Genomic DNA, 21,947 nt, shown 5'->3' with positions numbered 1-21,947 from the left:
GCCGTACGGCTCCTGGCAGCCCGTCAGGTCGTCCGCAGCAGGCGGCCGACGACGGCGACCGCGCCGACGATCTCGGTGGGCGTACGGGCGGCGTACCCCAGCACCAGGCCCGGCGGGCCCGGCAACTGCCGGTGCCAGGACAGGGGATGGAGCTTGACGCCGTGCGCGAGCGCGGCGGCGGCCAGCGCGGTGTCGCCGACCGCGCCGGGCAGCCGGCTGAAGGTGACCGTCAGGTGCAGTCCGGCGGCGGCGCCGTGCACGACCGCGCCGGGCAACTGCTCCCGGACCGCGGCGATCATCGCGTCCCTGCGCTGCCGGTGCCGGCGGCGCAGCAGCCGCAACTGCCGCTCCAGGGCGCCGCTGCGCATCAGCGCGGCGAGGGTGAGCTGCGGCAGCGTGGCGTTGCCGAGGTCGGTGTAGCGCTTGGCCTCGACGAACGCGTCGCGGTAGTGCGGCGGCACGAGCATCCAGCCGATCCGCAGGGCGGGCGCGAGCAGCTTCGACACGCTGCCGGCGTAGACGACCCGGTCGGGCATGAGCGCGCGCAGCGCGGCCACCGGCGGGCGGTCGTAGCGGTGCTCGGCGTCGTAGTCGTCCTCGACGACCAGCCCGCCCTCGCGCGCCCACGCCATGAGCGCCCGCCGCCGGTCCCCGCCGAGCACCACGCCGGTCGGGAACTGGTGCGCGGGCGTGAGCAGTACGGCGGGCGCGCCGGTCGCCCGCAGCGCGTCGACGCGTACGCCGTGGGCGTCGACGGGGACGGGGGGCGTCGCCAGGCCGGCCCGCCGCAGGTGCAGCCGCACGCCGAGCGAGCCGGGCTCCTCGAACGCGACGGTGGAGGTGCCCTCGGCGCGCAGCACCTGCGCGAGCAGGCCGAGCGCCTGCGCGGTGCCGGCGACCACGACGACGTCCTCCGGCGCGGCGGGGATGCCGCGGTTGCGGGCCAGCCAGTCGGCGACGGCGCCCCGCAGCGCGGGCGTGCCCCGCGGGTCCCCGTACCCCAGCTCCGCGGCCGGCAGCCCGCCGAGCACCGCGCGCTCGGCCCGCAGCCAGGCGCTGCGCGGGAAGGCGGCGAGGTCGGGCGCGCCGGGCGAGAGGTCGAACCTGGCCGGCGCTTTCTGGAGCCGGTCGAAGACGTCGTGCCCGGGCTCGCCGTCGAAGAGCCCGCCGCCCGCGGTGAGTTGCGGCCCCGAGGCCGCCGGACCCGCAGCCCGGTCCGCCGCCCGACCCGCAGCCCGGTCCGTTGCGGACGCCGTACGCCGGTCGCCCGCGGCCCGAACGCCGGCGCCGGACGCGGAGCCGAGGCCGAAGCCGAGGCCGGAGCCGGGCGAAGCCGCCCCGCCCGCCGCCGGGTCCGCCCCGGGCCCCGCGCGCTCCCCGCCGAGCGGCCCCGCGACCACCACCGTGCCGCCGCGCCGCCGCCCGGCGACGTGCCCGTCCTCCGCGAGCCGGCGGTACGCCTCCGTCACGACCCCGCGCGACACCCCGAGGTCCGCGGCGAGCACCCGCGTGGCCGGCAGCCGCGCCCCGACGGGAAGCCGGCCGTCCGACACCGCCCCCCGCACCTGCCCCGCCAGCCACTCCGCGAGCCTGCCGCCGGGCGCGTCGGCAAGGTCCAGTTGCAGAAAATCCGCCCCACCCCCACCGGCCGCGCTGTCCGACTCAGTCACCGGATGCGTTATGGACCCCTCGGAGCCCTCCCCTTTGGACCTGTTCACCAGGCCATGGTCGCACCAGTGTGGTGCTCGCCGGGCCCGCCCGGCGGTCACCCCGCACGCAACCCACCCCGCCAGGAGTCCCCGGAATGACCCTCGCCTTCCTCCTCACCACCCTCGTCATGTGCCTCACCCCCGGCACCGGCGTCGTCTACACGCTGTCCGTCGCGCTCGCGGACGGCCGCAGGGCCGGGGTCGTCGCGGCGGCCGGGTGCACGCTCGGGATCGTGCCGCACGTACTGGCCACCGTGACCGGCGCCGCCGCGCTGCTGCACGCCAGCCCGCTCGCCTTCCGGCTGCTCACGTACGGCGGCGCCGCCTGGCTGCTGTACATGGCCTGGTCCACCCTGCGCGACAAGGACGCGCTCCCCGTACCGGACGCGCAGGAGGGCAGCACCGCGCCCCGCCCCGCACTGCGCGTCGTGCGTTCCGCCGTGCTGCTCAACCTCCTCAACCCCAAGCTGACCATCTTCTTCTTCGCCTTCCTCCCCCAGTTCGTCCGCGACGGCGACCCGCACCCGGCGGCGCACATGCTCGCGCTCAGCGGCGTCTTCATGCTCATGACGTTCGCGGTCTTCGCCGCGTACGGACTGGTCGCCGCGTCCGTACGCCGGCAGATCGCCGCGCGCCCGCGGGTGATGACCTGGCTGCGGCGGGTGTTCGCCGGCTCCTTCGTCACGCTCGGCGCGAAACTCGCCCTCGCCGCGCGCTGAGGCGACCGCCCGACGCCCCGGTGACGCACCGTCCGCCACCGCCTAGGGTGAGAGGGAGACGCAGGGGGTGGAACCGGCGTGATCGGTGAACCGGAGATGGTGGGCGACGAGGACGCCGGCCGGCCCGAGTTGCTCGGGGCCGCGGTCACGGCGGGCCCGCCCGACGCCACGCCCTTCGACGGCCGCACCGGCCGCGCCGGCTCCATCGGCTCCATCGGCTTCGACAGCCCGGCCGGCCCGCCCGGCACAGCCGGCATCCCAGGCCCCGCCGGACCCCTCGGCTTCGACGTCCTGAGCGACGACAACCACCCGCCCCCGCTGCTGCACCGCCTCAAGGACCGCCCATGGGCGTGGGCGCTCGGCGCGGTCGTCGTGACGTCCGCGGTGTGGGCGGCAGTGCTCCAGGGCACCGGATACGGCCGGGTCGCCCCGCCCGACCTGCACGGCTACGACATCGCCGGCAACCCCTGCACCGACCGCGACCTCAGGCCCCTCGCCGACGACCTGGGCGTCGGCTCCTTCGACGCCGGACCGCCCACCGTGAGCCGGAGCACGGCCCTGGACCACCTCACGTGCGACCTGACCGCGACCGTCAGCAACGGCGACGGCTGGTGGACGACGTACACGGTGTCCGTGAGCGTCGACCTGCACAAGAAGACCGACCCGGCGGCGGAGTTCGACGCGGTGAGCAGCACGAGCGTGCGCACCCCGCCGCCCGGCTCGGGCGTGGCGTACGTCTACACGTCCGACATCGAGTGGACGACCCACCCGCGCGGCATCGGCGACCGCGCCGACCTGAGCAGCGAGAAATACCGCCAGTCCCTCGACGTCCGCCACGGCGGCGCCGTCTTCTCCCTGACCCTCACCGGCCGCAACGACTGGGACATCCGCCGCGGCGACACCCCCCGCAACTCCGACGGCAGCAACGCCCGCCCGACGTACGTCGACACCACCCCCTACGCCAAGGACCTCGTCCCCACCATGCGCCAGGTGATGTCCGCCCTCACCCACCCGGCCCCGGACCCCTCCTGACCCCCGTCACCCGCCGGGCGCGTACGGCGGAACCGACGGTCAGCGGTGGCGGCAGGCGTCGGTGAGGTCGTCGGTGACCAGGCCGAGGCCGATGCCGAGCATCCAGGAGTCCTTGGCCAGGGGGATGCCGTTCTGGGTCGGCCAGACGCTGCCGGGCTCGCGGAGGCCGGGGGTGCGGCCGTAGAGGCCGACGAGGGCGGCGGAGAAGCCGCTGAGGAAGGCGCCGGCGACCGCGCCGGGGACGAAGGGGGCCAGCAGCAGGGAGCCCGTGGTGATCTCGGCGCACGACAGCAGCCGGGTGAACTTCTGCGGGGTGAGCTTGTGGAAGACCGGATACGCCCCGCACGCGAACCCGTGCAGCCCCTCGGCCGTCGCGTCGTCGGCCTTCCACTTCTGCAGGCCGGAATGCAGGATGAACGCCCCCGTGGCCACCCGGGGCGGGATCTGCCGCAGCTTCATGACGAGCACTCCCCACGTCGAGGATCCCCCTCCCCATGATCCCCGCAGCCCCCGTTCCCGCCACTCGGGCACCCGGGCACTCGGGCACGGGAAACGGGGGCCGCCCGCGTCAGGAGGACGTGCCGGAGTTCACCACCGACAGCGGCAGCAGCTTCTGGCCCGTGGGGCCGATCTGGATGTGGGTGTCCATCTGGGGGCACACGCCGCAGTCGAAGCAGGGGGTCCAGCGGCAGTCGTCGACCTCGGTCTCGTCGAGGGCGTCCTGCCAGTCCTCCCAGAGCCAGTCCTTGTCGAGGCCGGAGTCGAGGTGGTCCCAGGGGAGGACCTCCTCGGCGGTGCGCTCGCGGGTGGTGTACCAGGGGAGGTCGACACCGAGGGCGGGCAGGACGGTCTCGCAGGCGCGCACCCAGCGGTCGTAGGAGAAGTGCTCGCGCCAGCCGTCGAACCGTCCGCCGTCCTGGTAGACGGCGCGGATGACGGCGCCCACGCGGCGGTCGCCGCGGGAGAGCAGGCCCTCGATGATGCCGGGCTTGCCGTCGTGGTAGCGGAAGCCGATGTTGCGGCCGTACTTGCGGTCGCCGCGGATCGCGTCGCGCAGCTTCTCCAGCCGCGCGTCGGTCTCCTCGACGCCGAGCTGCGGCGCCCACTGGAAGGGCGTGTGCGGCTTGGGCACGAAGCCGCCGATCGAGACGGTGCAGCGGATGTCGTTCTGGCCGGTGACCTCGCGGCCCTTCTGGATGACCTTCTTGGCCATCTCCGCGATCTGCAGCACGTCCTCGTCGGTCTCGGTCGGCAGCCCGCACATGAAGTAGAGCTTCACCTGCCGCCACCCGTTGCCGTACGCGGTCGCGACGGTACGGATCAGGTCGTCCTCGGAGACCATCTTGTTGATGACCTTGCGGATCCGCTCCGAGCCGCCCTCGGGCGCGAACGTCAGGCCGGAGCGGCGGCCGTTGCGGGTCAGCTCGTTGGCGAGGTCGATGTTGAAGGCGTCGACCCGGGTGGACGGCAGCGACAGGCCGATCTTGTCGGCCTCGTAGCGGTCGGCCAGGCCCTTGGCGACGTCGGCGATCTCGGTGTGGTCGGCCGACGACAGCGACAGCAGGCCGACCTCCTCGAAGCCGGTCGCCTTCAGGCCCGCCTCGACCATCTCGCCGATGCCGGTGATGGACCGCTCGCGCACCGGCCGGGTGATCATGCCGGCCTGGCAGAAGCGGCAGCCGCGCGTGCAGCCGCGGAAGATCTCCACCGACATCCGCTCGTGGACGGTCTCGGCGAGCGGCACCAGGGGCTGCTTGGGGTACGGCCACTCGTCGAGGTCCATCACGGTGTGCTTGGACACCCGCCACGGCACGCCGGAGCGGTTGGGCACGACGCGGGCGATCCGGCCGTCGGGCAGGTACTCGACGTCGTAGAAGCGCGGCACGTACACCCCGCCGGTCCTCGCCAGCCGCAGCAGCACCTCGTCGCGCCCGCCGGGGCGGCCCTCGGCCTTCCAGGCGCGGATGACGTCGGTCATCTCCAGGACGGCCTGCTCGCCGTCGCCGATGACGGCCGCGTCGACGAAGTCGGCGATCGGCTCGGGGTTGAAGGCGGCGTGGCCGCCGGCCACCACGATCGGGTCGTCGAGGGTGCGCTCGGCGGCGTCCAGCGGGATGCCGGCGAGGTCGAGGGCGGTGAGCATGTTGGTGTAGCCCAGCTCCGTGGAGAAGCTGAGGCCGAAGACGTCGAAGGCCCGCACCGGGCGGTGCGCGTCCACCGTGAACTGCGGCACGCCGTGCTCGCGCATGAGCGCTTCCAGGTCCGGCCACACGCTGTACGTGCGCTCGGCCAGGACGCCCTCGCGCTCGTTGAGCACCTCGTAGAGGATCATGACGCCCTGGTTCGGCAGCCCGACCTCGTACGCGTCCGGGTACATCAGCGCCCAGCGCACATCGGTGGCGTCCCACTCCTTGACGGTGGAGTTCAGCTCACCGCCGACGTACTGGATCGGCTTCTGGACGTGCGGGAGAAGTGCTTCCAAGCGCGGGAAGACCGACTCGACAGGCATCTCGGCGACTTTCATCAGCTGACGGTGGGCACCGGCGGGCCATGGCCCGCGGCTGGGTGACCCTCAAGAGTACCCGGCCCCGAAGACCCCCCGACCACGCCCGGACGGCACCCGCACCCCGGGGGCGCGGACGGCACCCGGCGCCTCCGACCGGGACCGCGCCCCGAGCCGGGCGGCGCCCCGCACCCCCGGGCCGGGGAGGCCGCAGGCAGCTCACCCGTAGGAGCCACCGCTCACAGCTCCCGGTCCGCCTCCGCCCACGCGCCCGGCAGGGCCTCCTCCGCCTTCCGGGCCCGCGCCGCCTCCGCGGCCAGCATCGCCTCGTACGGCGCCAGGTCCTCGCCCGCCGGCCTGGCCGCGGCGGCGGCCCGCTCCAGCGCCTCCCGGGCGAGCACCCCGTCCTGGTGCTCGCCCAGCAACTGCTGGAGGTGCTTCATGCGCGCCTTGTGCTCCTTCGCCGGCTCCCCCAGCACCGGCCGTACCGCCTCCGCGGAGTAGCGGGCCCGCTTGGCGGCCTTGCGGGCCTCGTGCAGCGCCACGTCCTTCGCCGTCCCGGCCTCCGCCGCGAGCGCCGCCTCGACGCGGGACCGCACCCGCGCCAGGTCCCGCCGTACGGTACGGGCCGCGCCCTTCGCGGCGGGCTTGTGCGCGCCCTTGCGGAAGGGCGGCGCGGTGGTCAGCGCCTCCAGCGCGTCGAGCAGGGCGAAGTAGCGCGCGCCGTCCAGGGCGCGGACGATCGCCGCGTGCTGCTCGGCGGACGGGCCGGCCTGCGCGTCCAGCCGCAGGCGTACGTCGGCGGTCCGCAGCCCCGGCTCCAGCTCGGCGAACCGGTCGGCGAGCCGCGCCGCCAGCACCTCCCGGTCGCGCTCCGCGCCGAGCACCGCGGCCAGCCACTTCAGCTCGTCGCCGACCGGGTCGGTGACCGCGCGGTCCAGCTCCTTGCGGAAGCTCTTGAGGGCGCTGCGCGCCCTGCGGGTCGCGACCCGCATCCGGTGGACGGCGTCCTCCTCGCCCCGGCGCACCTGCGGGTCGAGCGCCAGCAGGGCGGTGAGCTGCTCGCGCAGATAGCCGGTCGCGGTCTCGCCGGCCGTCGTCGGCACCGCGGAGGCGTCCCGGGCCGGCGGCGCGACCAGCAGCCCGCCGAGCGCCCGGGCCAGCTTCGACGGCGAGGCCGAGCGGTGCAGCCCCGCGTCGGCGAGCCGCTCCTCGACCGCGTCCAGCAGGCCGGGCTCGCCGGCCGGCCCCAGCTCCACCTCGACCTCGGACCACGCGCGCTCCTCGCCGGAGGCCAGCACCTTCGCCCGGACCTTGTCGTAGGCCACCTCGGCGAGCGTGCGCCCGCGGCCGTCCTGGAGCAGCACCCGGCGGCGGGCGGTGCGCAGCCGCACCACGGGCTCCAGCTCCCGGCCGCGGGCCAGCGCGGCGACCTCGGCGGCGAGTTCACCCGGTGGGCCGTCGGCGGCGGGGCTGAGCGGGGCCCGCACCTCGGTGCGGGTGTCGGCCTGCGCGGCCGGCAGCTTGAGGTGCCATCCGGCGTCGTCCCCGCCGGTGCGCCGGCGCAGCGTCACCTTGTGCGCGGCGAGGGCGAGTCCCGCGGTGTCGTAGTACACCGCTTCGAGGTCCACGGTGCCGGTCGCCCGGGCGCCGGGGGCGAGCCCCACGAAGTCCGGGTGCCCCGTCCCGGCGCCGCCGTCGTACTTGCGTTCCGTCTCCTGTACGCGCTTGGCCATGCCTTCGACCGTACCTCCGGCGTACGCCGGCCGGGCGTCAGGCGGACAGGGGTCTTTGCATCTTGACCGACTGCAGCAGTCCTATGGCGATGCAGTTGGCGAACATCGACGATCCGCCATAGGACACGAAGGGCAAGGGGATACCGGCCACCGGCATGATGCCGAGCGTCATGCCGATGTTCTCGAAGGACTGGAAGGCGAACCACGCGACGATGCCGGCGGCGACGATCGTGCCGTAGAGGTCGGTGGCGCCGCGGGCGATCGCGCACGCCCGCCACAGGATGACGCCGACCAGCAGGATGATGAGCGCCGCGCCGACGAAGCCCAGCTCCTCGCCGGCGACGGAGAAGACGAAGTCCGTCTGCTGCTCGGGCACGAACTGCCCGGTGGTCTGCCCGCCGTGGAAGAGGCCCTTGCCGAGCAGCCCGCCCGAGCCGATGGCGATACGTGCCTGGCTGGTGTTGTAGCCGACGCCGGACGGGTCGAGCGCGGGGTTGGCGAAGGCCGCGAAGCGGTCGATCTGGTACTTGTCGAGGATGCCGAGCTGCCACACCGCGATGGCGCCGAGGACGCCGGAGCCGATGAGGCCGAAGACCCAGCGGTTGGACGCGCCGGAGGCGAGCAGCACGCCGAGCACGATCGCGCCGAGCACCATGACCGAGCCGAGGTCCGGCATCAGCATGATGATCGCGATGGGCAGCAGCGCCAGGCCCAGGGCCTGCAGGACGGTGCGGTGGTCGGGGGTCTCGCGGTCACCCGCGTCGACCCGGGCCGACAGCACCACCGCCATCCCGACGATGATCGCAACCTTCACGAACTCCGACGGCTGCAGCGAGAAGCCGCCGCCGAGCACGATCCAGGAGTGCGCGCCGTTGACGGTCGAGCCGAGCGGGCTGAGCACCGCGAGGATGCCGAGGATCGCCAGGCCGTAGTAGAAGGGCACGACATCGCGCATCCGGCGGTGGCCGATGACGACCGCGCCGATGCCGAGGGCGGAGCCGATACCGGCGTTCATCAGATGGCGGACCAGGAAGTAGTACTGGTCGCCGTGGGTGAGGTTGGTGCGGTTGCGGGTCGCGGAGTAGACCAGCAGGGTGCCGATGCCGGTGAGCAGCAGCGCCGCGAACAGCAGCACCCAGTCCATCCGGCGGACGACCGAGTCACGCGCGAAGATCTTGCCGAGCGTGGACTTCTCGGGGCTGTAGCGGGGGATGCTGACGTATCCGGAGGCGCTCATGACCAGTACCGCCTGCCCAGCAGCAGCTTGTCCGGGCGGCCAGGGGCGAGCGCGGCGACCGCCTCGGCGGGGCCGTCGGCGCTCTGCGGGCCGCCGGCCGGCACGTACAGCTGGTCGGTGGCGGGGAGCGTGAAGGACGCCTGGCTGACGACGCCGTCGTCGGAGATCTTCGGCAGCGTGGTGAGCGGCTGCGGCATGATCCCCTTCTTGGGGTCGATCGTGGCGCTGTCCTTGGTGATGCCGTACATCGCCTCGTAGATGCGGCGGACCGCCTCACCGGAGGCGCCGGAGCCGGTGCCGCCCTGGGAGATCGTCATGACGATCGTGTAGTCCTTGGTGTAGGTGTCGAACCAGGACGTGGTCTGCTTGCCGTAGACCTCGGCAGTACCGGTCTTGGCGTGCAGCGGGATCTTGTCCTGCGGCCAGCCGCCGAACTTCCAGTCGGCGGTGCCCTCGGTGACCACACCGGCCAGCGCGTTGTCGATGTACTTCAAGGTGGCCTTGGTGTCGGGCAGCTTGCCGGCGACCTTGGGCTGGATCGGTGTGACGGTCTTTCCGTCGGCGCTTATCACGGCCTTGCCGATGGTCGGCTGGTAGAGGGTGCCGCCGTTGGCGAGCGCCGCGTAGATCCGGGCCATCTGCACCGGGGTGACGAGCGTGTCGCCCTGGCCGATGGCGTAGTTGACGGAGTCACCGGCGCGGATGATGTTGTGGTCGGCACACTTCTCGATGGAGTTCTCGACGGCGAGGCTCTTCTTCTTGTCGTTCTTGTGCTGCGCCGCCATGCGGCACCAGTAGTCGTGCATCTCGTCGTTGTACTCGGCGGCCCACTGCCGGTCCGGCACCCGGCCGGTGACCTCGCCGGGCAGGTCCACCCCGGTCTTGGTGCCCAGGCCGAACTGGTGGGCGGTCTTGAAGAACCAGTCCTTGGGGTGCTTGGGGTTGGTGCCGCCGTCCTTCAGCCACTCCTTGTAGGCCACGCCGTAGAAGACGGTGTCGCAGGAGACCTCCAGCGCGCGGCCCAGCGTGATGTTGCCGAAGTCCTCGTTCTCGAAGTTCTTGAAGTCCCGGTCGCCGATCCTCATCGACGACGAGCACAGGTAGTTGCCGTCCGGGTCGTAGCCGGCGTTGATGGCGGCCGAGGTGGAGATCACCTTGAACGTCGAACCGGGCGCGGACTGGCCCTGGGTGGCGCGGTTGAGCAGCGGGTAGTCCGACTTCTTGTCGATCAGCTGCGCGTAGGACTTCGCGGAGATGCCGCCGACCCACTCGTTGGGGTCGTACGTCGGCAGGCTCGCCATGGCGATGATCCGCCCGGTGCGGTTGTCCATGACGACCGCGGCGCCGGAATCGGCCTTGTAGTTCTCGTGGGTGACGGTGTCGTACGTCTTGCGCGCGGCCACCATCGCGTCGTTGAGCTCCTTCTCGGTGACCGCCTGGACGCGGGCGTCAATGCTGGTCACGAGGTTGGAGCCCGGCTGGGCGGGAGTGTCGCCGGCCTTGCCGATGACCCGGCCGAGGTTGTCGACCTCGTAGCGGGTGACGCCGGCGGTGCCGCGCAGCTGCTTGTCGTAGGCGCTCTCCAGGCCGGAGCGGCCGATCTGGTCCGAGCGCAGCAGCGGGGTGTCGGTCTTCTCCGACGCGCTGACCTCGTCGTCGGTGACCGGGCCGAGGTAGCCGAGCACCTGGGCGGCGTTGGCCTTGCTGGGCGAGGCGTAGCGGCGCACCGCGGTGGGCTCGGCAGTGATGCCGGGGAAGTCCTCGCGGCGCTCCATGATGGTGAGCGCCTGCTCGGTGGTGGCGGTGTCGGTGATCGGGATGGGCTGGTAGGGCGAGCCGTTCCAGCACGGCTTGGGTGTCTTGGCGTCGCACAGCCGTACCTTGTCCATGACGTCCTGCGGCTTCATGCCGAGCACGCCGGCCAGCCGGGTGAGGACGGCGGTGCCGTCGTCGGCCTGCTTGAGCAGGTCGGTGCGGCTGGCGGAGACCACCAGGCGGGTCTGGTTGTCGGCGAGCGGCACCCCGCGGTCGTCGAGGATCGCGCCGCGCACGGCGGGCGTGACGACCTGCTGGATGTGGTTGTTGGCGGCCTTCTGCTCGTACTGCTTGCCGTTGCGGATCTGCAGGAACCACAGCCGGCCGCCCAGGGTCAGCAGCAGCGAGACCACCAGGATCTGCAGGATCACCAGGCGGATGGTGACCCTGGTGGTGCGCCCGGTCTCCGGGATGTTGCTGCTCATCGCCTGGCCCCCCTGGCCATCGAGCCGACTCTGACCATCCTGCCGCTGCGGCTGAACAGGCCGCCGCGTGGCGCGCTGATACCGGTTCTGATCCGGCCGCGGCTGCCGCCGCCGTAGCCGCCGGAGACGTCCTCGGACATCGGGTCGTGGTCGAAGTGCCGGGCCGTCGCCATGACGAGCGGCACGACGAACGGCGCGAGCAGCAGGTCGTAGACCGTCGCGGTGAACAGCAGCTTGCCCAGGCCCACATGGGCGCCCGCGGTGTCGCCGACGATGTTGCCGACGCCGGCGTACAGCAGCGTGGTGGCGACGGAGGCGCCGATGACGACCAGCATGGGCCCGGCGGCGGTACGCAGCCGGCCGCTCTCCGGCTTGGCCAGGCCCGCCGCGTAGCCGACGACGCACAGGACGAGCGCGTAGCGGCCCACCGCGTGGTCGGCCGGTGGCGCGAGGTCGGCGAGCAGGCCGGCGAAGAAGCCGATCAGGCAGCCGGCGACATGGCCGTAGCTGATGGCCAGGCCCAGCACGGTCAGCAGCAGCAGGTCGGGCACCGCGCCGGGCAGGTGCAGCCGGGCCAGCACGCTGACCTGGACGACCATGGCGATGACGACCAGCACGGTGGGAAGCAGGAAGCGGTTGAGTCGCATGGTGGTTCAGTCCCTGCTGCTGCTCGTGGACGTCGTGGTGGTGGCGCTCGCGGGCGGCAGTGCCCCGTCGGTCTGGGTGCTGCCGGGCGAGGCCGGGGCCGTCGGGGTGGTCGACGTCGTGGGCTTGGGGGGCGGCGGCGTGGTGGGCCGGGGCGGCAGCACGCTGTCGCGCGGGTCGGTGCGCGGGCCGACCACGACCACGCCGACGACGTCCAGCCGGGTGAAGCCGACGAACGGCTGCACCTGGAGGGTCTTGGTGAGGTTGCCGCCGGAGGGGTCCACGGCGATGACCTTGCCGACCGGTACGCCCGGCACGAACGGCTTGCCCTTCTCCGAGCCGAACGTCACCAGCCGGTCGCCCTTGTGGACGGCGGCCTTGCCGTTGAGCAGCTGGACGCGCATCGGGCGCTCGCCCTGGCCGCTGGCCAGGCCCAGCTCCATGGAGCCTTCGAGGCGGGTGCCGACGGTGAAGTCCGGGTCGTTGGCGAGCAGTACGGTCGCGGTGCCGGTGCCGACCGTGGTGACCCGGCCGACCAGGCCGTCGCCGTTGATGACCGTCATGTCGCGGGTGATGCCGTCCCGGCTGCCCGCGTCGATGGTGACCGTCCAGGAGAAGCCCTGCGCCGCTCCTATCGCGATGACCTGGGCGCCCTTGATGGCGTACTGCCCGGCGCCCGCGGTCTTCAGCAGCTTGTCGAGCTCCTGCGCGCGGTTGCGGGTGATGTCCTTGCTGCCGAGCTGCTGCTTGAGCGCGGCGTTCTCGCGTTCCAGTCGGGTGATGGTGCTGCTGCGGTCGCCCGAGTCGCGCACCGCGTCCACCGCGTTGCCCACCGGGTCGACGACACCGGACACGGCGTTCTCGACGGGTCCGAAGACGGATTCGGCGGCCTGCCGGGGCCGGTCCAGCGGCGAGTTCTCACCGCCCCTGATGTCCACGGTGATCAGCGCGAAGGCGATCACCACCAGCAGCACCAGCAGCAGCCGGCTCTCCTTTGTGTCCCTCACGGGCGCCAGTCCGTGCCTTCCTCATCGGACCCGCCGCCGATAAGGCAAGCGGCCGGTCGGAGCTACTGTGCTGGGGTGCGGGCCGCGTGTCATCTGCGGGGCGCGGCGTCCAGGACGCGCTGCAGCGCCTCGAACTCCTCGACGCACTTGCCCGCGCCGAGCGCCACGCAGTCCAGCGGCGTCTCGGCGATGTGGATCGGCATGCCCGTCTCGTGCCGCAGCCGCTCGTCCAGGCCGCGCAGCAGCGCGCCGCCGCCGGCCAGGACGATGCCGCGGTCCATGATGTCGCCCGACAGCTCGGGCGGGCACTTGTCCAGGGTGGTCTTGACCGCGTCGACGATCGCGTTGACGGGTTCCTCGATGGCCTTGCGCACCTCGGCCGCGGAGATGACGACGGTCTTCGGCAGCCCGCTGACCAGGTCGCGCCCGCGGATCTCGGTGTGCTCGTCGTCGTCCTTGTTGGCGAACGCGGAGCCCACGGTCAGCTTGATCTGCTCGGCGGTGCGCTCGCCGAGCAGCAGGCTGTACTCCTTCTTGATGTGCTGGATGATCGCGTTGTCCAGCTCGTCGCCGGCGACTCGGATGGACTGCGCGGTGACGATGCCGCCCAGGCTGATGACCGCGACCTCGGTGGTGCCGCCGCCGATGTCGACGACCATGTTGCCCGTCGCCTCGTGCACCGGCAGGCCCGCGCCGATCGCGGCGGCCATCGGCTCCTCGATGATGTGCACGGTACGCGCGCCGGCCTGGTTGGCCGCGTCGATGACCGCGCGGCGCTCGACACCGGTGATCCCCGACGGTACGCAGATGACCATCCGCGGGCGGGCGAGGTAACGGCGCTTGTGCACCTTGAGGATGAAATAGCGCAGCATCCGCTCGGTGATCTCGAAGTCGGCGATGACGCCGTCCTTCAGGGGCCGCACCGCGACGATGTTGCCCGGGGTCCGGCCGATCATCTTCTTGGCCTCGGCGCCGACCGCGAGAATGCCACCGGTGTTGGTGTTCACGGCCACGACGGACGGCTCGTTCAGCACGATCCCGCGACCCCTGACGTACACCAGCGTGTTGGCGGTGCCGAGGTCGACAGCCATGTCACGACCGATGAACGACATGTTGTTCGCCATGAGGATACGTCTGGCCTTCCCGAGCGTGAGCGGAGATTCCATCGTAGTCGCGACCGGTGGGGCGCGCGGGTCGGGGCTCCGACGTCATTGTCATCAGAACACACAGCTGACCTTTGTAATGGTGACGCCGTGTCGGGATGTTTGGTTCCCGTTCGGGCACCGCATATGCCCCCTTCGGGGCGGCGCTTAGGCCAGAGGGGGGAAGAACAGCTTGATTTCCCGTTCGGCCGACTCGGGCGAGTCCGAGGCGTGCACCAGGTTCTCCCGCACGATGGTGCCGAAATCCCCCCGGATGGACCCGGGCTGTGCGGCGATCGGGTCGGTCGGGCCGGCGAGCGTACGCAGTCCCTCGACGACCCGCTCGCCCTCGACGACCAGCGCCACCGACGGGCCGGACGCCATGAACTCCATGAGCGGCTCGTAGAACGGGCGGCCGACGTGCTCGGCGTAGTGCTGCTCCAGGGTGGCGCGGTCGAGGGTGCGCAGCTCCAGCGCGCCGATCGTCCAGCCGGCCTTGCGTTCGATCCGGCCGAGGATCTCGCCGACCAGGCCACGGCGGACCGCGTCGGGCTTGAGGAGGACGAGGGTGCGCTGGGACACGGTGCGGCTCCTGCCGATGTCTGTGAAGACGTGTGGGTGGTGGTGCGATGAGCCTACAAGGCGGCCGTCAAGCGGTCTGCGCCGCGTGCCTGGCCTTGGCCTCGTCGATCTTGCGCCCGAAGTGGATCGACGCCCACCACAGGGCGGCGAAGACCGCGCCGAGGAAGTACATGGTACCTACCTCGACACCGCTGACGATCAGCCCGATCTGCAGCGCCCAGCCGACCGCGAGCCCGCCGGGCCTGGTCACCACCGCGCACAGCAGCACGCACAGCGCCATGGCGATGCCCGACACCGTCCACACGGTGGCCATCGTCAGGTCCGGGTCCTTCATGGCGACCAGACCGGCGAAGCCGATGACGAAGAACTCGCCGATCAGCGTGCTCGAACACAGCGTCCGCATGAGTCCAGCCCCTCGATGCCCTATCCGCGGCCCAGCAGCAGCCGGGCCTCTCCCACGGTGAAGACCGACCCGGTGACCAGCACACCGGCGCCGGAGTACGCGCCCTCGTCCTCCGCGAGCGTGATGGCCGCCTCCAGGGCGTCGTCCAGCCGCGGTTCGACCTGCACCCGGTCCTCGCCGAAGACCTCGACGGCCAGCGCCGCCAGGTCGTCGACGTCCATGGCGCGGGTGGTGGAGTTGCGTGTCACCACGACCTCGGCGAGGACCGGCTCGAACGCCTCCAGCAGCCCGCGGACGTCCTTCTCCCGGCTCGGGCCGATCACGCCGACCAGGTGGGTGAAGTCGAACGCCTCGCGCACCGCGGCGGCCGTCGCCAGGGCGCCGGCCGGGTTGTGCGCGGCGTCCAGCACCACGGTGGGGCTGCGCCGCATCACCTCCAGCCGGCCGGGCGAGGTGACCGCGGCGAACGCGGCCCGTACGGTGTCGATGTCGAGGGTGCGCTGGTGGACCTGGCCGATGCCGAAGAACGCCTCGACCGCCGCGAGCGCGACCGCGGCGTTCTGCGCCTGGTGCTCGCCGTGCAGCGGGAGGAAGACCTGGTCGTACGCGCCGCCGAGGCCGCGCAGCGTGAGCAGCTGCCCGCCGACGGCGACCTCGCGGGCGGTGACGCCGAACTCCGCGCCCTCGCGGGCGATGGTGGCGTCCACCTCGACGGCCCGCTTGAGCAGGGTGTGGGCGGCGTCGGCCGGCTGGGCGGCCAGCACGGCGGTCGCGCCCTTCTTGACGATGCCGGACTTCTCGACGGCGATCTCGCCGGGGGTGGTGCCGAGCCGGTCGGTGTGGTCCAGCGCGATCGGGGTGACGACGGCGACCTGGGCGTCGATGACGTTGGTGGCGTCCCAGCTGCCGCCCATGCCGACCTCGACGACGGCGACGTCCACGGGCGCGTCGGCGAACGCCGCGTACGCCATCGAGGTGATCACCTCGAAGAAGGACAGCCGGTGCTCCTGGGCGGCGTCGACCATCTCGACGTACGGCTGGAGGTCGCGGTAGGTCTCGATGAACCGCTCGGCGGCGATCGGGCTGCCGTCCAGGCTGATGCGCTCGGTGATGGCCTGCACGTGCGGGCTGGTGTAGCGGCCGACCCGCAGCTCGAAGGCGAGCAGCAGCCGCTCGATCATCCGGGCGGTGGTGGTCTTGCCGTTGGTGCCGGTGATGTGGATCGAGGGGTAGCCGCGCTGCGGCTCGCCGAGCACGTCCATCATGGCCCGCATCCGGACCAGGGAGGGGTCGAGCTTGGTCTCGGGCCAGCGGCCCAGCAGCTCCGCCTCGACCTCGCGCAGCTCGCGGTCGACGGCCGGGTCGGCGGGCCGGCCGGGCATGTCGTCGGCGGCGGACGGGGCGCCGACGCCGGCCCGCAGCGTACGGCTGCCGGCCTCGATGACGGCCATGTCGGCCTCGCGCGGGCCCTCGACGGGGCGCTCGCCGTCGAGGGCGGCGTAGTCGGCGTCACCGGCGTGGGCGTCGCCGACGAGGCGGCCTGCGTCGTCGGGGCCGTCGAAGCCGGCGTCGTCGAAGCCGGCGTCGTCCGGGTCGCGGTCCGCGGGGTCGGCGCCGCGGGGGAGGTCGTTCACGCCGTCCAGTCTACGGAAGGCGGCCCCGGCCTCTCGGCCAGGGCCACCGGTGCCCTCACGCCTGCGGGAGCGCGGCGAGCTGCGCGGTGATCCGCGCGATGTCGCTCTCGGCGGTCGCGAGCCGGCCGCGGATGCCGGTCACGACCTTCTCCGGGGCCTTGGCGAGGAAGCCCTCGTTGCCGAGCTTGCGCTCCGCGTCGGACTTCTCCTTCTGCGCCGCCGCCAGGTCCTTGGTGAGCCGCTTGCGCTCGGCGGCCACGTCGATCGCGCCGGACAGGTCCAGCTCGACGGTGGCGCCGCCGACCGGCAGCGAGGCGGTGGCGTGGAAGCCCTCGCCGACCGGCTGCAGCCGCAGCAGCTGCCGGATGGCGTCCTCGTGCGGGCCGAGGACCGTACCGTCCAGGGTGAGCCGGGCGGGGACCTTCTGGCCGTCCTGGAGGCCCTGGTTGGTGCGGAAGCGGCGGACCTCGGTGACGACCCGCTGCACCTCGGCGATCTCCGCCTCGGCCGCGGCGTCGCGGAAGCCGCTGTCGGCCGGCCAGTCGGCGACGACCAGCGACTCGCCGCCGGTCAGCGTCGTCCACAGCGTCTCGGTCAGGAACGGCACGATCGGGTGCAGCAGCCGCAGCAGCGTGTCGAGCACCTCGCCGAGGACCCGCCCGGAGACCCGGGCGCTCTCGCCGCCCCGGAAGAACGACGTCTTGGACAGCTCCACGTACCAGTCGAAGACCTCGTCCCACGCGAAGTGGTAGAGCGCGTCCGACAGCTTCGCGAACTGGTAGTCGTCGTAGTAGGCGTCGACCTCGGCGACGACCCGGCCGAGCCGGGACAGGATCCACCGGTCGGCGGCCGACAGCTGCTCGGGCGCCGGCAGCGGGCCCTGGACGCTCGCGCCGTTCATCAGGGCGAACCGGGTGGCGTTCCAGATCTTGTTGGCGAAGTTGCGGGACGCCTGGACCCAGTCCTCGCCGATCGGCACGTCGATGCCGGGGTTGGCGCCGCGGGCGAGCGTGAAGCGCAGCGCGTCGGAGCCGTACTTGTCCATCCAGTCCAGCGGGTTGACCGCGTTGCCGAAGGACTTCGACATCTTCTTGCCGTTCTCGTCGCGCACCATGCCGTGGAAGGCGATGGTGTGGAACGGGACGGCGCCGTCCATGGCGTACAGGCCGAACATCATCATCCGGGCGACCCAGAAGAACATCAGGTCGTAGCCGGTCACCATGGCCGAGTTGGGGTAGAACTTCGCCAGGTCGGGGGTCTTGTCGGGCCAGCCGAGGGTGGAGAAGGGCCACAGCGCCGAGGAGAACCAGGTGTCCAGGACGTCGGTGTCCTGCGTCCAGCCCTCGCCGGCGGGCGGCTGCTCGTCGGGGCCGACGCACACCATCTCGCCGTCCGGGCCGTGCCAGACGGGGATGCGGTGGCCCCACCACAACTGCCGCGAGATGCACCAGTCGTTGAGGTTGTCGACCCAGTCGAAGTAGCGCTGCGACATCTCGGCCGGGTGGATACGGACCCGCCCGTCGCGGACCGCGTCGCCCGCGGCCCTGGCCAGCGTCTCGACCCGGACCCACCACTGCAGCGACAGCCGCGGCTCCAGCGTCGTACCGCAGCGCGAGCAGTGGCCGACGGAGTGGACGTACGGGCGCTTCTCGGCGACGATCCGGCCCTGCGCGCGCAGCGCGGCGACAATCGCCGAGCGGGCCTCGAAGCGGTCCAGGCCCTCGAACGGGCCGGGCACGGTGATGACCGCGCGCTCGTCCATGATCGTCAGCGACTCCAGGCCGTGCCGCTGGCCGATCGCGAAGTCGTTCGGGTCGTGCGCGGGCGTCACCTTGACCGCGCCGGTGCCGAACTCCGGGTCGACGTGCGCGTCGGCGACGACCGGGATCGTACGGTCGGTGAGCGGCAGCTTGATGCGCCGGCCGATCAGGTGCGCGTAGCGCGCGTCGTCGGGGTGGACGGCGACGGCGGTGTCGCCGAGCATCGTCTCGACCCGGGTGGTCGCGACGACGACGGTGTCGTCACCCTCGCCGTACTTCAGCGAGACCAGCTCGCCCTCGTCGTCCTGGTAGTCCACCTCGATGTCGGAGATGGCGGTCAGGCAGCGCGGGCACCAGTTGATGATGCGCTCGGCGCGGTAGATCAGCTTGTCGTCGTAGAGCTTCTTGAAGATGCTGCGGACCGCGCGGGACAGGCCCTCGTCCATCGTGAAGCGGTCGCGGCTCCAGGCCACGCCGTCGCCGAGGCGGCGCATCTGGCCGGCGATCTGCCCGCCGGACTCCGCCTTCCACTTCCACACCCGCTCGACGAACGCCTCGCGCCCGAGGTCGTGCCGCGACTTGCCCTCCTTGGCCAGTTCGCGCTCGACGACGTTCTGCGTGGCGATGCCGGCGTGGTCCATGCCGGGCTGCCACAGCGTCTCGTGGCCCTGCATGCGCTTGCGGCGGGTGAGGGAGTCGATCAGCGTGTGCTCGAAGGCGTGGCCCAGGTGCAGGCTGCCGGTGACGTTGGGCGGCGGGATGACGATGGTGTACGCGGGCTTGTCGCTCTTGGCGTCGGCCTCGAAGTAGCCGCGCTCCACCCAGCGCTCGTACAGCGGCCCTTCTACCTCGGCCGGCGTGTAGGTCGTCGGCAGGTCCTGGGTGCTGTCCGGCCCGCTGGCGGGGCGCTGAGTGTTGTCGGTCACGCGGCAATTCTACGGGGGCGTGCCGGGCTGTTACGAATCAGTTGCACCCCAGGGGTAAGCAGCGCATAAGGGATCGGTCAAGATGGCTTGCAGGCCGGGAGTTCACCGTCGGGGAGCCCCCCACCGGTCGCCGGTCCGCCCGGAGTCGGCAAGGATGTCCCGACGACGTCAACGGAGGGGACCCTCGTTCCATGAGCAACAACCAGCCGCCGCCCAACCCTTACGGGCAGCAGCCGCCGCAGAACCCGTACGGCCAGCCCCAGCAGGGCGGTTACGGCCAGCCCCAGCCGGGCTACGGCTACCCGCAGCAGGGCCAGCAGCCGCCGACCCCGCCGGCCCCGCCGGCGCAGCCGGGTTACGGGCAGCCGCAGCAGGGCGGTTACGGCCAGCCGCAGCCCGGCTACGGCTACCCGCAGCAGGGCCAGCAGCCCCCGGCGCCGCCGGCGTACGGCCAGGTCCCGCAGCAGGGCTACGGCTACGGGCAGCCGCCGGCCGGACCGCAGCAGGGCGGCAACGGCAAGCGCACCGGCATCATCGTCGGCGTCGTGGTGGCACTGGTCGCGGTGGGCGCCGGCATCTTCTTCGTCACCAAGGGCTCCGGCGACAGCGGCGGCCTGAAGAACGACGGCAAGAAGTACAAACTGGTCACGCCGGACACCGTCGCGACGGACTTCAAGAAGAGCACGGACGAGGACAGCGACGACGACGGGTTCGACGACGACGACCTCGCGCTGATGAAGTCGCTCGGCATGACCGACCCGACGGCCGTCCAGGGCGGCTACGTCAAGGGCTCGCTCGCCGGCGGCGGCACGCTGCTGGAGTTCAGCGGCGCGTACGGCTCCATCAAGGACCCGAAGAAGCTCGCCGACGGCATGATGAGCGACATGCGCAAGCACGTCGCCGACGACGACGGTGACGAGGACACGAAGACCGAACTGGTCGGCGACGTCCAGACGATGCACCCGGCGGGCGCCGACGACGCGGTCGTGGAGTGCCAGCAGGCGAAGATCACCGACACGTCGTCGGACAGCGACACCAGCGGCAAGGCCACCAACGTGACCATCTGCCTGTGGGCGGACTACACCACGCTGGGCGCGATCATCCCGATCGACGCGAGCGCGATCCTGGGCGGGGGCGGCGGCCAGGCGATGTCGACGCAGGACGCGTCCGACCTGCTGTCGAAGGTCCGCAAGGACGTCCGCGTACCGCTGAGCTGATCCCGGCTCACACGCGAGAGGGCGCCCGGTCGGTGGACCGGGCGCCCTCTGGCGTTGCGGGTCCGGCAGGCCGCGCGGCGCAGCCGGCGCGGGCCTCGCGGCCTCGGCGCGGTAACGCTGCCGCGCAGCGGCTACGCGCTCTTCTGCTCGCCCTTGCCGATGATGCGGGGCTCGCGCGGGACGAGCGTCGGGTTGACGTTGGAGTGCACGACGTCCGCGGTGATGACGACGCGGGCGACGTCCTTGCGGGACGGCACCTCGTACATCACCGACATCAGCACCTCCTCCATGATGGCCCGCAGGCCGCGCGCGCCGGTCTGCCGGAGGATCGCCTGGTCGGCGATGGCCTCCAGCGCGCCGCGCTCGAACTCCAGCTCCACGCCGTCGAGTTCGAAGAGCTTCTGGTACTGCTTGACGAGCGCGTTGCGCGGCTCGACGAGGATCTGCAGCAGCGCCTCGCGGTCCAGGTTGTGCACGCTGGTGATGACCGGGAGGCGGCCGATGAACTCCGGGATCATCCCGAACTTCACCAGGTCCTCCGGCATGATCTCCTGGAAGAGGTCGGCCGCCTGCAGTTCGCGCTTGGAGCGGATCGTCGCCCCGAAGCCGATGCCCTTCGCGCCGGCCCGCGACTCGATGATCTTCTCCAGGCCGGCGAACGCGCCGCCCACGATGAACAGCACGTTCGTCGTGTCGATCTGGATGAACTCCTGGTGCGGGTGCTTGCGCCCGCCCTGCGGCGGCACGCTGGCCGTCGTGCCCTCCAGGATCTTCAGCAGCGCCTGCTGCACGCCCTCGCCCGACACGTCCCGGGTGATCGAGGGGTTCTCGCTCTTGCGGGCCACCTTGTCGATCTCGTCGATGTAGATGATCCCGGTCTCGGCCTTCTTGACGTCGTAGTCGGCCGCCTGGATGAGCTTGAGCAGGATGTTCTCGACGTCCTCGCCGACGTAGCCGGCCTCGGTGAGGGCGGTGGCGTCGGCGATGGCGAACGGCACGTTCAGCATCCGGGCCAGGGTCTGGGCCAGCAGCGTCTTGCCCGAGCCGGTCGGGCCGAGCAGCAGGATGTTGGACTTCGCCAGCTCGATCGCGTCCTCGTGCCCCGGGCGGCCGTTCTCCCCGGCCTGGACGCGCTTGTAGTGGTTGTAGACCGCGACCGAGAGGGCCTTCTTGGCGGGCGTCTGCCCGACCACGTAGCTCTCCAGGAACTCGTAGATCTCCCGGGGCTTGGGCAGGTCCTCCCAGCGCACCTCGGAGGACTCGGCGAGCTCCTCCTCGATGATCTCGTTGCAGAGGTCGATGCACTCGTCGCAGATGTACACACCGGGGCCTGCGATGAGCTTCTTCACCTGCTTCTGGCTCTTTCCGCAGAACGAGCACTTCAGCAGGTCTCCGCCGTCACCGATGCGTGCCACGAGGTCTTTCCCCTTCGCCTGGGTTCCGCCGGCCTTCAAC

Annotated in this window: 17 protein-coding genes; 3 read left to right on the top strand and 14 right to left on the bottom strand. The window is 72.0% G+C overall.

The genetic code is table 11. From position 1 onward, the window contains the following. Nucleotides 1-23: 23 nt before the first annotated feature. Entirely contained in the window at nt 24-1,625 is a 1,602-nt protein-coding gene (locus tag HCN08_RS01350) for an aminotransferase-like domain-containing protein (RefSeq protein ID WP_240969702.1), read from the bottom strand. Nucleotides 1,626-1,804: 179 nt separating this feature from the next. On the opposite strand from HCN08_RS01350, the gene HCN08_RS01345 reads away from it, so the two are divergent. After that, nucleotides 1,805-2,428 (top strand): LysE family translocator, encoded by a 624-nt coding sequence (locus HCN08_RS01345; RefSeq protein WP_167980925.1) that lies wholly within the window; start codon nt 1,805-1,807, stop codon nt 2,426-2,428. A gap of 78 nt (nt 2,429-2,506) precedes the next feature. Beyond that, a complete protein-coding gene (locus HCN08_RS01340) occupies nt 2,507-3,460 on the top strand; it encodes a collagen-like triple helix repeat-containing protein (RefSeq protein ID WP_167980924.1) in 954 nt (317 codons plus the stop codon). 39 nt (nt 3,461-3,499) lie between these two features. Here the strand turns inward: HCN08_RS01340 and HCN08_RS01335 are convergent, their stop codons facing one another. From HCN08_RS01335 to HCN08_RS01280, 12 genes are all read right to left on the bottom strand, one after another. Next, nucleotides 3,500-3,919: a hypothetical protein gene (locus HCN08_RS01335; RefSeq protein WP_167980923.1), complete on the bottom strand. Its 420-nt coding sequence runs from the start codon at nt 3,917-3,919 to the stop codon at nt 3,500-3,502. Nucleotides 3,920-4,028: 109 nt separating this feature from the next. Beyond that, nucleotides 4,029-5,969: a TIGR03960 family B12-binding radical SAM protein gene (locus HCN08_RS01330; protein ID WP_167980922.1), complete on the bottom strand. Its 1,941-nt coding sequence runs from the start codon at nt 5,967-5,969 to the stop codon at nt 4,029-4,031. Between the two features lie 233 nt (nt 5,970-6,202). Then, on the bottom strand, nt 6,203-7,699 hold the full coding sequence (locus HCN08_RS01325; RefSeq protein WP_167980921.1) for a CYTH and CHAD domain-containing protein: 1,497 nt from the start codon (nt 7,697-7,699) through the stop codon (nt 6,203-6,205). Between the two features lie 37 nt (nt 7,700-7,736). Then, entirely contained in the window at nt 7,737-8,936 is a 1,200-nt protein-coding gene (rodA, locus tag HCN08_RS01320) for a rod shape-determining protein RodA (protein WP_167980920.1), read from the bottom strand. Then, on the bottom strand, nt 8,933-11,176 hold the full coding sequence (gene mrdA, locus HCN08_RS01315) for a penicillin-binding protein 2 (protein ID WP_167980919.1): 2,244 nt from the start codon (nt 11,174-11,176) through the stop codon (nt 8,933-8,935). The genes rodA and mrdA overlap by 4 nt, the downstream gene beginning before the upstream one ends. Further along, complete coding sequence (gene mreD / locus HCN08_RS01310) at nt 11,173-11,823, bottom strand: rod shape-determining protein MreD (protein ID WP_167980918.1); 651 nt, start codon at nt 11,821-11,823, stop codon at nt 11,173-11,175. The genes mrdA and mreD overlap by 4 nt, the downstream gene beginning before the upstream one ends. Before the next feature lie 6 nt (nt 11,824-11,829). Continuing rightward, complete coding sequence (gene mreC, locus HCN08_RS01305) at nt 11,830-12,828, bottom strand: rod shape-determining protein MreC (RefSeq protein WP_167980917.1); 999 nt, start codon at nt 12,826-12,828, stop codon at nt 11,830-11,832. 89 nt (nt 12,829-12,917) lie between these two features. Continuing rightward, nucleotides 12,918-13,940 carry a rod shape-determining protein gene (locus HCN08_RS01300; RefSeq protein WP_167981227.1) on the bottom strand — a complete coding sequence of 341 codons (1,023 nt, stop codon included), beginning with the start codon at nt 13,938-13,940 and terminating at the stop codon, nt 12,918-12,920. 198 nt (nt 13,941-14,138) lie between these two features. Continuing rightward, a complete protein-coding gene (gene ndk, locus HCN08_RS01295; protein ID WP_167980916.1) occupies nt 14,139-14,552 on the bottom strand; it encodes a nucleoside-diphosphate kinase in 414 nt (137 codons plus the stop codon). Nucleotides 14,553-14,619: 67 nt separating this feature from the next. After that, nucleotides 14,620-14,955: a DUF4233 domain-containing protein gene (locus HCN08_RS01290; RefSeq protein WP_167980915.1), complete on the bottom strand. Its 336-nt coding sequence runs from the start codon at nt 14,953-14,955 to the stop codon at nt 14,620-14,622. Nucleotides 14,956-14,975: 20 nt separating this feature from the next. Next, complete coding sequence (gene folC, locus HCN08_RS01285; protein ID WP_322974164.1) at nt 14,976-16,589, bottom strand: bifunctional tetrahydrofolate synthase/dihydrofolate synthase; 1,614 nt, start codon at nt 16,587-16,589, stop codon at nt 14,976-14,978. 55 nt (nt 16,590-16,644) lie between these two features. Next, on the bottom strand, nt 16,645-19,275 hold the full coding sequence (locus tag HCN08_RS01280; protein WP_167980914.1) for a valine--tRNA ligase: 2,631 nt from the start codon (nt 19,273-19,275) through the stop codon (nt 16,645-16,647). A gap of 191 nt (nt 19,276-19,466) precedes the next feature. Between HCN08_RS01280 and HCN08_RS01275 the strand changes: the two genes are divergently transcribed. Next, nucleotides 19,467-20,492 (top strand): hypothetical protein, encoded by a 1,026-nt coding sequence (locus HCN08_RS01275; RefSeq protein WP_167980913.1) that lies wholly within the window; start codon nt 19,467-19,469, stop codon nt 20,490-20,492. 131 nt (nt 20,493-20,623) lie between these two features. Here HCN08_RS01275 and clpX read toward each other — a convergent pair whose 3' ends face one another. Further along, the gene (gene clpX, locus HCN08_RS01270; RefSeq protein WP_167980912.1) at nt 20,624-21,907 is read right to left on the bottom strand and encodes an ATP-dependent Clp protease ATP-binding subunit ClpX; all 1,284 of its coding nucleotides are present in this window, start codon (nt 21,905-21,907) and stop codon (nt 20,624-20,626) included. Nucleotides 21,908-21,947 lie beyond the last annotated feature (40 nt).

It is taken from the genome of Actinacidiphila epipremni (assembly GCF_012034175.1).
In the GTDB taxonomy this organism is placed as follows: Bacteria; Actinomycetota; Actinomycetes; order Streptomycetales; family Streptomycetaceae; genus Actinacidiphila; species Actinacidiphila epipremni.
This window is presented reverse-complemented; position numbering and strand designations above follow the sequence as displayed.

What these genes read in the sequence shown, in the direction of transcription:
- HCN08_RS01335 (WP_167980923.1), bottom strand. Translation starts at nt 3,919, where the DNA reads ATGAAGCTGCGGCAGATCCCGCCCCGGGTGGCCACGGGGGCGTTCATC.
- mrdA (WP_167980919.1), bottom strand. Translation starts at nt 11,176, where the DNA reads ATGAGCAGCAACATCCCGGAGACCGGGCGCACCACCAGGGTCACCATC.
- mreD (WP_167980918.1), bottom strand. Translation starts at nt 11,823, where the DNA reads ATGCGACTCAACCGCTTCCTGCTTCCCACCGTGCTGGTCGTCATCGCC.
- HCN08_RS01345 (WP_167980925.1), top strand. Translation starts at nt 1,805, where the DNA reads ATGACCCTCGCCTTCCTCCTCACCACCCTCGTCATGTGCCTCACCCCC.
- rodA (WP_167980920.1), bottom strand. Translation starts at nt 8,936, where the DNA reads ATGAGCGCCTCCGGATACGTCAGCATCCCCCGCTACAGCCCCGAGAAG.
- HCN08_RS01300 (WP_167981227.1), bottom strand. Translation starts at nt 13,940, where the DNA reads ATGTCGTTCATCGGTCGTGACATGGCTGTCGACCTCGGCACCGCCAAC.
- HCN08_RS01325 (WP_167980921.1), bottom strand. Translation starts at nt 7,699, where the DNA reads ATGGCCAAGCGCGTACAGGAGACGGAACGCAAGTACGACGGCGGCGCC.
- HCN08_RS01275 (WP_167980913.1), top strand. Translation starts at nt 19,467, where the DNA reads ATGAGCAACAACCAGCCGCCGCCCAACCCTTACGGGCAGCAGCCGCCG.
- HCN08_RS01330 (WP_167980922.1), bottom strand. Translation starts at nt 5,969, where the DNA reads ATGCCTGTCGAGTCGGTCTTCCCGCGCTTGGAAGCACTTCTCCCGCAC.
- HCN08_RS01290 (WP_167980915.1), bottom strand. Translation starts at nt 14,955, where the DNA reads ATGCGGACGCTGTGTTCGAGCACGCTGATCGGCGAGTTCTTCGTCATC.